Annotated in this window: 13 protein-coding genes and 1 other RNA gene; 8 read left to right on the plus strand and 6 right to left on the minus strand. The window is 30.2% G+C overall.

The genetic code is table 11. The annotated features are described in order from the left end of the window. Positions 1–128 precede the first annotated feature (128 nt). Positions 129–962, plus strand: a complete 834-nt coding sequence (locus tag ACTG3V_RS04410) for a universal stress protein (RefSeq protein WP_439130927.1) — start codon at positions 129–131, stop codon at positions 960–962. Continuing rightward, the gene (locus ACTG3V_RS04415) at positions 963–3,155 is read left to right on the plus strand and encodes a SulP family inorganic anion transporter (RefSeq protein WP_439130928.1); all 2,193 of its coding nucleotides are present in this window, start codon (positions 963–965) and stop codon (positions 3,153–3,155) included. A 1-nt stretch (position 3,156) separates the two neighbouring features. On the opposite strand, the gene ACTG3V_RS04420 is transcribed toward ACTG3V_RS04415, so the two are convergent. Next, on the minus strand, positions 3,157–4,470 hold the full coding sequence (locus tag ACTG3V_RS04420) for a DEAD/DEAH box helicase (protein WP_439130929.1): 1,314 nt from the start codon (positions 4,468–4,470) through the stop codon (positions 3,157–3,159). Between the two features lie 123 nt (positions 4,471–4,593). Here ACTG3V_RS04420 and ACTG3V_RS04425 point away from each other — a divergent pair, with 123 nt between their 5' ends. Continuing rightward, positions 4,594–5,175: a tRNA-(ms[2]io[6]A)-hydroxylase gene (locus tag ACTG3V_RS04425; protein WP_439130930.1), complete on the plus strand. Its 582-nt coding sequence runs from the start codon at positions 4,594–4,596 to the stop codon at positions 5,173–5,175. 201 nt (positions 5,176–5,376) lie between these two features. Here the strand turns inward: ACTG3V_RS04425 and ACTG3V_RS04430 are convergent, their stop codons facing one another. The 3 genes from ACTG3V_RS04430 to fsa form a co-directional block, all read right to left on the minus strand. Beyond that, positions 5,377–5,796: a DNA-binding protein gene (locus tag ACTG3V_RS04430; protein WP_439130931.1), complete on the minus strand. Its 420-nt coding sequence runs from the start codon at positions 5,794–5,796 to the stop codon at positions 5,377–5,379. Beyond that, complete coding sequence (menD, locus tag ACTG3V_RS04435) at positions 5,796–7,454, minus strand: 2-succinyl-5-enolpyruvyl-6-hydroxy-3-cyclohexene-1-carboxylic-acid synthase (protein ID WP_439130984.1); 1,659 nt, start codon at positions 7,452–7,454, stop codon at positions 5,796–5,798. Before menD ends, ACTG3V_RS04430 begins: the two co-directional genes overlap by 1 nt. 278 nt (positions 7,455–7,732) lie before the next feature. Further along, positions 7,733–8,386: a fructose-6-phosphate aldolase gene (gene fsa, locus ACTG3V_RS04440; RefSeq protein WP_439130932.1), complete on the minus strand. Its 654-nt coding sequence runs from the start codon at positions 8,384–8,386 to the stop codon at positions 7,733–7,735. A gap of 186 nt (positions 8,387–8,572) precedes the next feature. Here fsa and ACTG3V_RS04445 point away from each other — a divergent pair, with 186 nt between their 5' ends. Next, positions 8,573–9,613, plus strand: a complete 1,041-nt coding sequence (locus ACTG3V_RS04445; protein WP_439130933.1) for a hypothetical protein — start codon at positions 8,573–8,575, stop codon at positions 9,611–9,613. Here ACTG3V_RS04445 and ACTG3V_RS04450 read toward each other — a convergent pair. Continuing rightward, positions 9,610–10,413 (minus strand): SDR family oxidoreductase, encoded by an 804-nt coding sequence (locus ACTG3V_RS04450; protein WP_439130934.1) that lies wholly within the window; start codon positions 10,411–10,413, stop codon positions 9,610–9,612. The two genes, ACTG3V_RS04445 and ACTG3V_RS04450, sit on opposite strands and share 4 nt — an antisense overlap. A gap of 79 nt (positions 10,414–10,492) precedes the next feature. After that, positions 10,493–10,591, minus strand: an RNA gene (ffs, locus tag ACTG3V_RS04455) — signal recognition particle sRNA small type. Between the two features lie 163 nt (positions 10,592–10,754). On the opposite strand from ffs, the gene ACTG3V_RS04460 reads away from it, so the two are divergent. The 4 genes from ACTG3V_RS04460 to ACTG3V_RS04475 all read left to right on the plus strand — a co-directional run bounded on the left by ACTG3V_RS04460 (position 10,755) and on the right by ACTG3V_RS04475 (position 15,918). After that, complete coding sequence (locus ACTG3V_RS04460) at positions 10,755–11,282, plus strand: DUF4199 domain-containing protein (RefSeq protein ID WP_439130935.1); 528 nt, start codon at positions 10,755–10,757, stop codon at positions 11,280–11,282. A 75-nt stretch (positions 11,283–11,357) separates the two neighbouring features. Further along, on the plus strand, positions 11,358–12,314 hold the full coding sequence (locus ACTG3V_RS04465) for a glycosyltransferase family 2 protein (RefSeq protein ID WP_439130936.1): 957 nt from the start codon (positions 11,358–11,360) through the stop codon (positions 12,312–12,314). A 59-nt stretch (positions 12,315–12,373) separates the two neighbouring features. Further along, positions 12,374–14,089, plus strand: coding sequence for a phospho-sugar mutase (locus ACTG3V_RS04470; RefSeq protein WP_439130937.1), 1,716 nt, complete (start codon positions 12,374–12,376; stop codon positions 14,087–14,089). Beyond that, entirely contained in the window at positions 14,089–15,918 is a 1,830-nt protein-coding gene (locus ACTG3V_RS04475; protein ID WP_439130938.1) for an ABC transporter ATP-binding protein, read from the plus strand. The genes ACTG3V_RS04470 and ACTG3V_RS04475 overlap by 1 nt, the downstream gene beginning before the upstream one ends. Positions 15,919–15,946 lie beyond the last annotated feature (28 nt).

The raw sequence follows: 15,946 nt of genomic DNA on the forward strand, positions 1-15,946 counted from the left end.
TTTAATTAATCTGATGAATGAGTAAATTTAAGAATGTTTAGGCATCATTAAAATAAAAATTATAGTTTTTTTTCTTTCCTATAAAGTTTGGTATCTTGTGCAAATAACTCAATCTCTAAATCTTTTTTTTGCCTAATTTTAATAAAATCTTAATTGGAATCGCTTTTTCTCCAAACCTAAAACCCAACCTTTTTGAAGCCATTCGTTTAGCAAACTTGTTTAATGCTGACTTAATTGGTGTACATGTTGGTGATCAATCAAAAGAAAAAGAAGACAAGCTAAATGTAATTTTAGATAAAGCCGAAGATTTACAAACCAATTTTACAATCATTTGGCAAAGAGGTAAACCTGTAGATGTTATTCTAGAAATTTGTAAAAACAAGCAAATAGATTTATTAATTTTAGGTGCCTTACAACAAGAAAAACGATATAAATATTATGTTGGGCCAGTTGCTCAAAAAATAACAAGAAAAGTACCATGCTCTATACTTTTATTAATTAAACCATCTATAATAAGGGTGCCTTGTAAACACATTGTTGTAAATGGTTTAGAGGATGAAAGAACCGAAGAAACAATTAAAACTGCTTTTGTAGTTTCTGATTATCTAAACTGTAAAAAAATAACTATTGTTGAAGAAATAAAACCACAAGATTTACAAGTTCATATAGATGATGACAAATCGTTACGAAAAGCAACCATTGCAAAAAAACGGATAGAACTCAGAGAAAACAGGCGTGTACAAAATATTTTAAAAGAAATAGACAGTACTGATTTAACCATAAAAACTCAAAGTATTTTCGGGAAAAGAGGGTATTCTATTGGGCATTATGCAAAAATTAAAAGAGCAGATTTATTGATCATGAATGCCCCAAAAAAATTAAGATTTATACACCGTATTTTTCCAGATGATATTGAATATATTTTATCAGAATTACCAGCAGATGTTTTAATTGTAAAATAAATGAAAAAACAAAGTACATTTAAAACCTTCTTGTCAGAAATTCCTCAAAATTTATTTTCTGGTTTTGTGGTCTCTTTAATTGCCTTGCCTTTAGGTTTAGGTTTGGCTTTGGCATCTGGTGCTCCACCAATTTCTGGGGTTATTGCAGCCATTGTTGGTGGTATTGTTGTTTCACTTATTGGAGGCTCTAACGTAACAATTACAGGACCTGGAAATGGTTTAGTGGTGGTAATTTTAGCTGCAATAACTACCTTAGGAAATGGCGATATGCAACAAGGTTTTTTGTACACCTTGGCTGCAATTGTTATTTCTGGTGTTTTAATGATTATGCTTGGTTTTTTAAGAATGGGTAGCCTTGGAGACTTCTTTCCTTCTTCTGCAATACAAGGTATGTTAGCAGCTATTGGTATTGGTATTTTTGCCAAGCAATTTCACGTAATGTTGGGGAATACAGAAGCTAAAGGTAGTATAATTCAATTGTTGATACAAGTACCAGAAGGAATTATCAGTTTTATGAAAGCTGATAATTCTAGTACTTTTTACGCAGGTTTAGTTGGTATTTTTAGTTTATTGATTATGATTTTTTACCCCAAAATTAGAAATCGATATTTAAAATTAATTCCTGCGCCCATGTGGATTGTTTTATTAAGTGTAGGAATGTATTTTTATTTTGATAAATTTTCTGCGTTAAATTATCCAATTGAGAAAAATTTACTCATTAATTTACCTGACGATATTTTATCAAATTTTGCTTTTCCTGATTTTGGAAAAATTTACAAAATCGACTTTATAAGTGCTGTAATTAGCATCACCTTAATTGCTAGTATAGAAAGTTTATTGAGTATTAAAGCAGTAGATAAATTAGATGCTTTAAAAAGAAGATCTAACATAAATAAGGATATTAAAGCTTTGGGAATTGCTACTGTAATTAGCGGATTTTTAGGCGGTTTAAATGTAGTAACTGTAATTGCCAGAAGTTCTGTAAACGTAAACAATAAAGGTAGTAATCGATCATCGAACTTTTTTCATGCATGTTTTTTAGTGTTATTTATCCTTTTATTTGCTGCAGAATTGCGTAAAATTCCTTTACCTGCTTTGGCTGCGATATTAGTGTTTACGGGCTATAAACTGGCCTCTCCTCAAAACATAAAAAAAGTGTTTGATGTAGGTAAAGAGCAATTGTTAATTTTTTTAATTACGCTTATCATTACAATTAGTACAAATTTAATTACTGGAATTTTATCAGGTATTTTTGCCACATTTATCATTCATAGTATCATTACAAAAAATGTTCGATTATTTTTAAAAAATGCTTTAAAGCCCAATGTTTTAATGTTTAAACAAGATGATAAATATTATGTGAGTGTTAAAAATTTTTCGAGCTTTTTAAACTATACCAAACTTAAAGATAAAATAAATCAAATTCCAGAAACAGAGGAAGCCATTATAGATTTTACACTTTGCGATTTTGTAGACGTTTCTGTAATGGAAAATTTAAGCAATTATGCAGAGAGTTTTACAAGAAAAGGTGGGCATTTTGAGGTTATTGGTTTAGATGAAGCTAAATCTGAAAATAATCATCCTTTTGCTTTGCGAAAAATTATTCCAAAACAGATGCAATCTTCAAACTATTTTTTAACCAGAAGACAAAAATCCATTGAAAATATTAGTAAAGAAATTCAATGGAAATATGATGCTTTTTCTGATGTTGAAATGAAAGAATTACCCTCTTTTGGATATTTTAAAACAAGAAGAATTGAAAAAATTTCCAACGTACTTTCTAACGATTCTTGTACACTTTTTGACGCGCATTTCTCTGAAGGTGAGTTAATTGCCAAGCAATTGATTAAAATTACCATGTTACACATTCATACAGATAAGGATATTCCTGATTTTACTTTAGATAAAGAAGGCTTTTTTGAACATTTTCTACATTTTGTAGGATATAAAGACATTGATATTGACAACCATGCAGACTTTAGCAAACGATTTTATTTATCAGGAAAAAATGAAGAAGAAATAAGGACCTTTTTTACAAACGAATTAATTCTCTTTTTTGAAAGTAATAGACAATATCATATTGAAGCCTCAGAAAACGGATTACTAATTATTGGAAATGAACGTTTAAAAAGTGTAAAAGAAATAAAAGCACTCGCCTATTTTGGTATGGGTTTGCAGAAAATTATTCAATAAACTAAATACTTATAACTCGAACCTTTTTATTTTTTAATCTTACATTATTTAAATCCTCAACCAATCTCTTGGCTTCAGAAACTGGTACAGCAACAAAAGCACAATCTTGTTTTAATTCGATTACGCCTAATTGATCTTTGTTTAAATTTCCTTTTTTAAAGAATAAACCAGCAATATCCCCTTTAGAAATTTTATCTTTTCTACCTCCAGAAATAAATAAAGTTTCCCAAAAAACAGGCTTAATTTGCTGTTTATTACTAATATTTGCATTGGTTGCACCTTTTATAAAATCTGGTAAATGTTCTTTATCCCATTTTAAAACATAAGCAGTTCCTTTGGCATTTACCCTTGCTGTTCTTCCATTTCTATGGGTAAATTCCTCAATTCTTTCTGGCAATTCATAATGAATAATATATTTCATTTCTGGAATATCTATTCCTCTTGCAGCCAAATCTGTAGCTACTAAAATTTGGCTCGTTCCATTTCTAAACTTAATTAAAGAACGTTCTCTGTCTCTTTGCTCCATGCCTCCAGAAAAACAACTGTGTGCTAGTTTATTTTTTGTTAAAAATTCGCTTACGCTATCTATACTACTTTTTAGATTACAAAAAATAATTCCAGGTTGATTACCAATATGTTTTACTAAATCTACTAAAGTTTGATTTTTATTTTTTGATGGGGAAGCAACAATTTTAATAGCTAATTTCTTTGATTTTTTTCCTGTTAAATAATTGATAACCTTTGGATTGTTTAACTTAACAAAGTCAGGAATTTCAGCATCTTGAGTTGCAGATGTTAGGATACGCTTGTTGATGTTTGGCAGTTGATTAATAATGCCTCTCATTTCATATTCAAAGCCAACTTCTAAAGATTTATCAAACTCATCTAAAATTAAAGTTTTGATGCTTTCTTTAGAAAAGCGATCGTTAGCAAAATGGTCAGAAATTCTACCTGGAGTTCCAATTAAAATACTCGGTGTATGTTTAATTTCTATTTTATCTTTTGCCATAGAGCGCCCTCCATACACTGCATTTACTTTAAAACCAGTGCCCATTTCGCGAATAACTTGTTCTATTTGAATAGCTAATTCTCTTGAAGGGACTAAAATTAAAACTTGAATTTCCTGATTCTCAGCATCAATTAATTGTAAAGTTGGCAATAAAAAAGCCAAAGTTTTACCTGTACCTGTTGGCGAAAGTATCACTGTATTGTTATTTGAATCTACTACAGAAATGGCTTCGTTTTGCATTTCGTTTAACTCGTAAATATTTAGCTTTGCTAAAATTTCTTCTTGATTTTTAATTGTATTTGCCATAACTATTGTAATATCTTAAGCTCTTTAATAAAAGCCAATCTGCTTAAATTTTTGCCAAAGATAGTTCGTCTTTTGCTATAAAAGACGTTATATTCTTTACTTTTGCACTATCAAATAAAAACAATGTTAGGATTACAGTTCGAAACAGAAACGTCTTGGGCAGAAATTGCCAAAGTAAACTTGCAACAGATATTAACAGACCATGCTTTTTTAGAGCAAAAAGCGGCATCAAATGCAGTATCTATTATCATAAATTATTCAGAAGAAACTGAATTAGTAAAAGAAATGAGTAATATTGCTATTGAGGAAATGCAACATTTTAAAATGGTACATTTATTAATGGTAAAACGTGGAATGGTTTTAGGACGCGAACAGAAAAATGATTATGCTGTTCGATTACAAAAATTCTTTCCGAAAACAAAAGACAGAACTAACGCTTTAATTCAACGTTTGTTGGTAGCTGCTTTAATTGAAGCAAGAAGTTGTGAACGCTTTAAGGTATTTTCTGAAAATATGGAAGATGAAGAATTGCAAAAATTCTATAAGAATTTAATGATTTCTGAAGCCAATCATTATACTACTTTTTTACAATTTGCAAGGCAATATCAAGATAGAACCATTGTAGATGAAAAATGGAATGCATTGTTAGCTTTTGAAGCTGAAATGATGAAAGAGCGTGGAAAATTAGCTAAAATTCACGGGTAAAACTATTTAGCTAATTTAGAATAACAACCTTATAAAGTTAAATAGTTCAATTAATTATTAGGCAATAGTGCTAAAATAGTTGGTAATTTTGATTTCTACTCAAGGTCGAAATGATAAATTTTTGACTTAGAGAAGCTTACCTATACCATAAAAAGAGTCGAACATCGATTATTTACAAGTATTAATTAATTAATCAATTATTTATTTAACCAACTCAATTCTGTCTTCTTTCAGTACGATTATTTTTTGGCGGTATAAATTCCCAACAGCTTTTTTAAAGGCTTTTTTGCTCATTTTTAAATGAAACTTAATCGATTCTGGAGAGCTCTTATCTGTTAATAATAAAAAACCTTCGCTACTATTTTTTAATTTATGTAGTACTTTGTCTACATCAGTTTCAATAACATTTCTAAACCCTTGTGGTCGTAATGAAACATCAATTTTTCCATCTTCTCGAATATTTTTAATGAAACCATCTACTTCCATATCAATTTCAACATCTTCAAAAACCTCATTTCTGTATAATAGCCCTTCAAATTCTTCATTTATCAAAACAACATAACCTAATGCAGTTTCTGTTTCTATTACTAATTCTACTTTATCACCTACTTGTAAATCCATTATTGTATATATTTAAAATAATCTTTTAGTATTTTGTCGTTTTCTGCACTTGGTGTAAAAATTTCTAAGATTTTTGGTTGTTTTGACGATGTATAAAATCCTTTTAAAGCTTCTTCAACAGTTGCTATAGAATATGCTTTTTGATACTCAAAAGCATACATATTGCACAAATGTTCGGCTGTTAAACAATGTGGCGTTTCAAAATATTTAGACGCATTTGTTGTTGACGGACCAGGAATAATTTTAAAAATTCCTCCACCTGAATTATTGATTAAAATAATTCTAAAACTATTAGGAATATTTTTGTTCCAAAGGGCATTAGAATCATAAAAAAAACTCAAATCTCCAGTAATGCATATGGTTTGTTTGTTATTAGTAAAAGCCGCTCCAATTGCTGTAGATGTGGTGCCATCAATTCCGCTAGTACCTCTATTACAATACACCTCTACAGTTTTGTTGATGGTAAACAATTGTGCATATCTAATAACAGCACTATTACTAATTTGCAATTGGCTGTCATTTGGCACGCTTTGCAAAATCTGCTCAAAAACCTTAAAATCTGAATGTTCTATTTTCGATAAATATTCAGCATGTTTTATTCTTCTTTTATCTCTAATGGTTAACCATTTTGATTGATAATTGCTCTCTGATTTTAAAATTTTAGCATTAAAATTGCTAAAAAAATTATTAGGATTCGTTTGAATAAAATCAGTTAAACAAAAATAGGTATTGGTTGCTTTTCGCTCATCAATATCCCAATGATGTTTTGGTGGATATTCTCTTAAAAATTTTTTAACTCTTTTAGAAATAATCATTCCTCCAAAAGTGATGAGAATATCTGGCTGTAAATCTTGAAAACCTTCTTCTTGTAAAGAAAAAATCAGCTGATCTATAGAATCTATTGCTTTTTCATGATGCAAATTAGAGGTTGTTTCTGTAAAAATTAATACAGCATTGTCATCAGCATACAAATCCATTAATTGGTGTAATGCTGCATCAGGATAATTTACACCAACCAAAATCATTTTTTTGGGTAACGTATTCCAAATATTGGCAAACTTGTTATAATCTATATTAGCATTATCTAAAAAACTTGACGATATTCTAGGAAAATGAAAGCTTTTCAATTCCTCTACAGTTTCGTACAAAGGCTCATCAAAAGGTACATTAATATGAACTGGCCCTTTCTGAGAAGTTGCCACTTGCAAGGCTTCGCCAATTAACTGAGCGTTTCTTGGATTAAATTTTGGATTTTCGATTAAGTTTGCAGAGCATAAAATATGATTTTCAAATACGTTTTCTTGACGAATAGTTTGCCCATCACCAATATCAATTAAATGTTTTGGTCTATCTGCAGAAATAACAACCAAAGGAATATTACTATAAAATGCCTCTGCCACTGCAGGATAATAGTTTAAAAGAGCAGAACCAGAAGTGCATAAAACAGCCACTGGTTTTTGTTTTTGTTGGGCAATGCCTAATGCAAAAAAAGCGGCACATCTTTCGTCTACAATACTTAAGGTTTCTATTGCTGCATGATTAGAAAAGCCAATGGTTAAAGGTGCATTTCTTGAACCAGGAGAAATAACAACAGTATCAACATCAAATTGATGACAAGCTGAAATTACTAACTGTGCGAGTTCTTTTTTAGGATACATTAAAAAAGCCCATCCTAACCTTCCCAAAAGAAAGGAACTCCAAACTGGGTAAATTTGAGAGTTTTTATTATTTATTTTATGGCTATTTGCTTCCAAACAAGTTTAGCCCTGATTGCAACGACATCCTTTTTTCTGGTTCTTGAATTTAATTCAGGATCTAGAAAAAAGATATAGTGGAAAGCAGGAAATAGCTTCTAATTATATTTCATAATTTAGTTGTTGGTTTTAAGTAACAAGTGATTATTAAAAACTATATACCAACAACCAAAACCCATTTTTTAATTTCCTTTTTGATAATCTGCCAAAAATTTAGCCAAACCACTATCTGTTAAAGGATGTTTTAACAAACCTTCGATTGCGCTTAAAGGGCCTGTCATTACATCAGATCCTAATTTTGCACAATCTACAATATGCATGGTGTGACGTATAGAAGCTGCTAAAATTTGAGTTTGAAAATTATAGTTGTCATAAACCGTTCTAATTTCCGAAATTAGGTTTAATCCGTCTGTAGAAATATCATCTAAACGTCCTAAAAAAGGAGACACATAAGTAGCACCAGCTTTTGCAGCCAATAATGCTTGACCAACAGAAAACACCAAAGTAACGTTTGTTTTTATACCTTTAGATGAAAAATATTTACAAGCCTTAATTCCGTCTTTTATCATCGGTAATTTTACCACAATCTGAGGGTTTAAAGCGGCTAATGCTTCACCTTCTTTAACCATACCATCAAAATCTGTAGCAATAACCTCTGCAGAAACATCACCATCCACAACATCACAAATGGTTTTGTAATGATTAATAATATTTTCTTGTCCAGTAATACCTTCTTTAGCCATTAAAGATGGGTTTGTAGTTACACCATCTAAAATACCTAAAGCTTGTGCTTCTTTAATTTGTGCTAAATTTGCAGTATCTATAAAAAATTTCATTTTTATTATATTATAATTTATTTACAAAGATAGAAACAAAGATGATTTTTAAATAAAATAAACACGTCAAGTTTTAAAATTAATGTATAATAGAATAGTTTTGTTCACTAAAAATTAAGAAAAATTATTTGACACATAATTGGTCTTAAATTATTTGATAATTTTTAAATTTAACCTTTAATCTCAATGAAAATTTACCAATACATATGCTTACTTTTATTTTCTTTAATCTTTTCATCTTGTGAAGGAGAGGTTGGAACAGAAGGGATTGAAGGAACAGTTATTTGCAATTTTTCTAATCTTTCTATTTCTGAAGCGGATAACATTGTAATAGCGAATGAAAATAAACCGGTTTTATGGCAAGGGAATTATACAGATGATACTGTTACAATACATTTTACCAAACCATTAGATGATGATGGTTTATCTGAGACGCTTAATTTTGTTTTTATAAAAATTGACAGTTGTTTGCAAATAGATCGTGGATATGAATTTTATAACGGAGGCACAGGAGATATTAGTGCCTTAACCGAGGTTAAAGTTTTAGAATTTTATCTTAATGAATGGGAAATCGATAAAAAACTTGCAGGACGGATTGTGTACAGAGATCATCATGATAAATTGATTAAGACACTAAATTTTTGGATAGAATTTACCCCTGATGATTATCTTGTTGAAGATACTAATTTCACCTATTTTTCAGATTGTTTTGGTGACAAACTTCCAATAGCCATCGATTTAGATAATGATGGTACTACCGATTATAATATTTTAGCTGAAGAAGTGGTTGACTTTGCAAATAGACCAAACTTTGTTTCTTATAACATTAAGTTAGTTTCTACAGATGAAAGTATTAACGAAATTCTCTCACCAAAAGGAGTTGGCATTCCTTTTCCTGTTTTGTTTGAACCTCCATTTTCTACAGAAAACACGAGAAGTTATGCCGCAAACAAATTCAATTCAGAAGATGTTAAAAATTCTTTAGATGTTTTTTATGAATTTAGTCCACCTTATGAAAGTTATAACTTTTTTCTTCAAAATAATTTAACCTACAAAAAAGAGTTATCTAATGATAAGGATGATTATTATGCAGTAAGATTAATCAGGAATAATAAAAATTTCTATGGATGGATAAAAATTGAATTTAATGCTTTAGATTGTAAAATAGCAGTTTTGGAAACCTATGTAAACCCTAATGCAGAGGAACACATCAACATAGAAAATTAAAGTTTATAATGATTCATTAATAACTTTTCATATATTCTGTCTGGTAAAATTCGCTTTAGAATAATAGAAAACTTTTGCATAAAATCGCCAACTTTATAATGTAGTTTTGGTTGCTTAGTATTGATAATTTTATAAACAGCTTTCGCCATTTCTAGAGGTGGCATTCCTTGATCTACATGAGCATCCATCAAATCTAAATTTTCTTGATACTTTTCTCTGTAGGCCGAATTTTCTAAAACAGGTGTATGATATCTACCAGCAGCAATATTTGTAGCAAAATCTCCAGGAGCAATATTAGTAACATCAATCCCTAAATTTTTAACCTCCATACTTAGAGCTTCTGTAATTAACTCTAAAGCGCCTTTTGATGCTGAATAAACTCCTCTAAAAGGCAAGCCCATATATCCTGCAATTGAAGTTACATTAATAATAATGCCAGATTTTTGTTTGCGCATTTGTGGTAAAACAGCTTTCATAACATCAATAGCACCAAAAAAATTGGTGTTAAAAACTGCGCGCATTTCATCTGTAGGTGTATCTTCTAAAGGTCCAGTAATTCCCATTCCTGCGTTATTGACTAACACATCCAATCTACCCTCTTTTTGTATGATGCTTTCTACTGCACTTTTAATAGTATCAACATTCAAAACATCCAAAGCTATCAATTCAAAAGAATAATTTTTAGGGTTTTTAGGATTTCTACTAGTTCCATAAACCTGATAACCTTTTTGTTGTAAAAAAGTTGCAATTGCTTTTCCTATCCCTGATGATGCACCAGTAACTAAAACTGTTTTAGACATTTAAAATAAAAGTTTATGAAGTTTCGAATCATACAAATATGCTAAAAGATTATGAAGATATCTAAATTTAGCGCACAAAAAATGGCAAGCTATCTACATCACACTGCTACAACCTAATACCCTTGCTGTGTTCCCACCCTGGGGGATTCAAAGGGAGCTAGTTGTGTAGGACTTGCCACTGCAAATTTACAATCTATTTTTATTTAAACAATTAAAAAAATAAGAATTTTTATGTAACATTATTAAAGTATTGATTACTAATAATATGTTTTTGGATTGTAAAAATTATAATACCAAAATGAAAAACATATATTTGTATCACTAACTAAATTTTAAAAACAATGGAAAATCAAGCAGATAGTAAAGGTATCATTTTAAATAATGGATTATATTTTGGTTTGTTATTAGTTGTAGCAAGTCTAGTGCCTTATGCCTTAGGCATGCACTTAGAGCCAACAGCCGGTTATATCAATTTCGGAGTAATTCTATTAGGAATTATTTTATTCCCAATTCTTGGGATGAACAAATTCAAAAATACCAATGAAGGATTTATGAGTTGGGGACAAGGTGTTAAAATAGGTGTAGGTATTGTACTAATTGGTACAATCATAAGTACTTTATACCAATTGGTTTTTACCTCTGTAATAGAACCAGATTTTTATGCTCAGGTTGAAGAAGTAACAAGATTAGCATTGGTAGATGCTGGTCTTACAGAAGAACAAATTGAAATGCAATTAGAAATGCAAGGTAAGTTTCAAGGAACGGCTGTTGGGTATGGAATGGGTCTTTTGTTTATGACATTTATAGGCTTTATTTCTTCTGCAATTATTGCTGCTGTTAAGAAAAAATCTGAAGAAGATACTTACTAAAATCTAAAGTTTAGCGTTCTATATTTTATAAAATTGTAACTTTGATTTTTAGAATATCAAAATTTGAACCTAAATATGCAAATTTCGGTAGTAATACCACTTCTTAACGAAGAAGAATCTTTACTAGAATTACACGATTGGATTGTATCTGTGATGCAATCCAATCGTTATTTATATGAAATTATTTTTATCGATGATGGTAGTACAGATCATTCATGGAAAGTTATAAAGAATTTATCTTCAAAAAATACTGCTGTTAAAGGAATTCGTTTTCAAAAAAACTACGGTAAATCACAAGCTTTAGATGCTGGTTTTCAAATGGCTCAAGGTAATGTTGTCATTACAATGGATGCTGATTTACAAGATAATCCAGAAGAAATTCCTGAATTATACGATTTAATTATTGATAAAAAATTAGATTTAGTTTCTGGTTGGAAAAAGAAACGTTACGATAATATCATCACCAAAAATATACCTTCTAAATTATTTAATGCAGCCGCTAGAAAAACTTCTGGTTTACAATTACATGACTTTAACTGCGGATTAAAAGCGTATAGAAATGAAGTTATCAAAACTGTAAAAGTTAGTGGAGAAATGCACAGGTATATTCCTGTTTTAGCAAAAAACGCTGGCTTTAACAATATAGATGAAAAAGTAGTACAACATCAAGCAAGAAAATATGGCGAAACAAAATTTGGTATGGAAAGATTTATAAACGGCTTTCTAGATTTAATTACCATTTCTTTTTTATCAAAATTTGGTAAAAGACCTATGCATTTTTTTGGCCTTTGGGGTACATTTATGTTTTTGTTTGGTACTACATCTGCCTTTTACATTGGCGCCTACAAGCTTTATAAACTTTATAATGGCATAAAAACTATATTAGTTACAGACAATCCTTGGTTTTATATTGCATTAACCTCTATGATTCTTGGTACGCTTTTATTCTTAGCAGGATTTCTTGGAGAACTCATTATTAAAACAAAAAGTGATGAAAAACACTATACAATCAAAGAAAAACTAAATTTGTAAATGTATATTTGTATTTCAAAAGTATTTAATTAACTTATTAAACTTAACTTTATCAAACTATGAATGATATTTTAGAAAAAGCAAAACAATGGTTAACTCCAATTTTTGATGCCGAAACTCAAACTGAAATTCAAGAATTAATTACTAATAATCCTGATGATTTAGCAGACAGATTCTATAAAGATATGGAATTTGGTACTGGTGGAATGCGAGGCACTATGGGTGCTGGAACCAACAGAATCAATAAATATACGTTAGGGCGAGCAACACAAGGATTATCAAATTATTTGATTGAAAACGTAGATAAAGAACAATTAAGTGTTGTAATTGCTTACGATTGTAGGCACAATAGTAAAAAGTTTGCTAAAGTTGTAGCCGATGTTTTATCAGCAAATAATATTAAAGTTTTTCTATTTGAAGATTTAAGACCTACACCAGAATTATCATTTGCTGTGCGTCATTTAGATTGTGATGCAGGTATTGTTTTAACAGCGTCTCATAATCCGCCTGAATATAATGGTTACAAAGTATATTGGGCAGATGGTGGTCAGATTGTACCCCCAAATGATAGTGGAATTATCAATAAAGTAAACGCATTAGAGTTTTCAGAAATCAATTTTGATGCTAATGAAGAATTGATTGAAATGATTGGTGCTGATGTAGATAAAGTTTTTATTGAGAATTCTGTAAAAAATGGTTCTTTATCCCCTAATATTGACAGAAAAAATTTAAAAATAGTTTTTACATCTTTGCATGGTACCTCAATAATGTCTGTGCCTGATGCATTGTCTGAAGCTGGTTATACAGATGTTCATATTGTAGAAGAGCAAAGAAAACCAGATGGCGATTTCCCAACCGTAAAATCACCAAACCCTGAAGAACCTGAAGCTCTAGAAATGGCTACAAATTTAGCTAATGAAATTGGCGCTGATATTGTAATTGGTACAGACCCAGATTGCGATAGATTAGGTGTTGCTGTAAGAGATATGGATGGTAGTATGAAGTTGATGAATGGTAACCAAACTATGGTTGTTATGACAGACTTTTTACTACGTAAATGGAAAGAGGAAGGAAAATTAAATGGAAAACAATTTGTAGGTTCTACAATTGTATCTACAGAGTTGGTAAATGACGTTGCTGCCAGTTTTGGTGTTGGTACCAAAGTTGGTTTAACTGGTTTTAAATGGATTGCCAAAATGGTAAAAGATTTTCCAGAACTTAATTTTATTGGTGGTGGTGAAGAAAGTTTTGGTTATATGGTTGGCGATTTTGTAAGAGATAAAGATGCAGTTACAGCCACACTTTTAGCTTGTGAAGTTGCAGCTTTAGCAAAACAAAACGGAAGTTCTTTCTATAAAGAATTATTAGATATTTATGTAAGAGAAAGTTTTTACAAAGAACACTTAATTTCTATCACAAAAAAAGGAATGGATGGGGCTGCTGAAATTCAGCAAATGTTAAGTGATATGCGTAACAACCCAATTACTGAGGTTGATGGAGAAAAAATAGAATCGCTTTGCGACTACCAAGCATCAACCAAAAAGAATTTAATTACTGGTGATGTTACCGAAATTGATATGCCAAAATCTAATGTGTTGATTTATCAAACTGCTTCAGGCACCAGAATTGCAGCAAGACCAAGTGGAACAGAACCTAAAATAAAATTTTATTTTAGTGTTAATGCACCTTTAGATGCAGCTGAAAATGCTGAAAAAGTAGAAGCTGAACTAGATGCAAAAATTCAACGCATTATAAAAGAGATGAAGTTAAATTAATGAGTCACTTTAAGGACATTCTTAAATATGAAAGAGAATATAGAAAGTTTACACTTTTAAATATTCTCTTTAATATTTTTTACGCCATTTTTAATGTTTTATCGGTTTTAGCTTTTATACCTGTACTCAATATTTTATTTGGTGTAAAAAAAGCAATTATAGAAAAACCTGTTTACGAAGGTATAGCCAATTTAGGTTCTTATTTAGAAGGGAGTTTCAATTATTACATTTCCAACAAAATTACTGAAGAAGGGCAAGTAAAAGTGTTATTATTTATATGTTTACTATCGCTTTCTTTATTCTTTTTCAAAAATCTCTTTCGATATTTAGCATCTTATGTCATTACTTTTTTAAGAACTGGTATTGTTAAAGACTTAAGAGACAATTTATACCGCAAAATTGTAGAATTGCCCATCTCCTATTTTACAGAAAAAAGAAAAGGAGACATTATTGCAAGAATGACTGCTGATGTACAAGAAGTTGAAAACTCGATTTTAACATCAATTGAAACCTTGGTTAGAGAACCACTAACCGTGGTTATTTCTATTGGAATAATGCTTTTTATCAGTTTAAAATTAACACTATTTGTTTTTATTTTATTGCCAGTTTCTGGTTTTATCATTTCATCCATCAGTAAAAAATTAAAATCGCAATCTGTAAAAGCTCAAAAAGAAACCGGTACATTTTTGTCTTTTATTGAAGAAACGTTAACGGGTTTACGCGTTATAAAAGGATTTAACTCAGAAAAAATTATTGAACGTAAGTTTAACGAATCGACTGCTACATTTAGAAAATTAATGACTAGTGTTTTTCATAGGCAAACTTTAGCTTCACCTATGAGTGAATTTTTAGGCTCTGCCACCATTATTACCATTCTTTGGTATGGAGGTACAGAGGTGTTGGAAAATACAAGTAGTTTAGAAGCTGGTAAATTTATGGGTTATATTGTACTGTTCTACACGGTTTTAAATCCTATAAAATTAATTACCACTACTTTTTATAATATTAAAAAAGGTGAAGCTTCTGCACAAAGAATTATGCAAGTTTTACAGACAGAAAATAGTATTAAAGACAAACCAGATGCTTTGGTTAAAAACGGATTTAATCATAAAATTGAATTTAAAAACATTTCTTTTAAATATAAAGATGAGTATGTTTTACAAGATTTTTCTTTAACCATAAACAAAGGAGAAACGGTTGCTTTGGTAGGGCAATCAGGAAGTGGAAAATCTACCTTAGCGAATTTAATAACTCGTTTTTACGATGTAAATAAGGGTGATATTTGTATTGATGACATCAACATAAAAGATATTACTAAAAAATCTTTACGAGATTTAATGGGTATTGTAACGCAAGACTCAATTTTATTTAACGATACTGTAGAAAACAATATTAAATTAGGAACAGAAAATGCTACTGATAAAGCAATCTTAGAAGCCTCTGAAATTGCCAATGCTAATGAGTTTATTCAGAATTTACCTGATAAATTTCAAACAAATATTGGTGATAGTGGAGGAACACTTTCTGGCGGACAAAAACAACGTTTATCGATTGCAAGAGCTGTTTTAAAAAACCCACCAATTATGATTTTAGACGAAGCTACTTCTGCTCTAGATACAGAGTCTGAACAATTGGTACAAATTGCTTTAGAAAAAATGATGCAAAACAGAACATCTATGGTTATTGCACATAGATTATCTACCATACAAAAAGCAGATAAAATTGTAGTGCTACGAAAAGGTAAAATTGTTGAGCAAGGCAAACACGAAGCGTTACTTTTACAAAAAGGCGAGTATTTTAAATTGGTAACCATGCAAAGTTTAAGTTAAAATGAATACAGTTTTAAACAAGCTAAAA

The organism is Polaribacter sp., assembly GCF_965660385.1.
Taxonomy (GTDB): domain Bacteria; phylum Bacteroidota; class Bacteroidia; order Flavobacteriales; family Flavobacteriaceae; genus Polaribacter.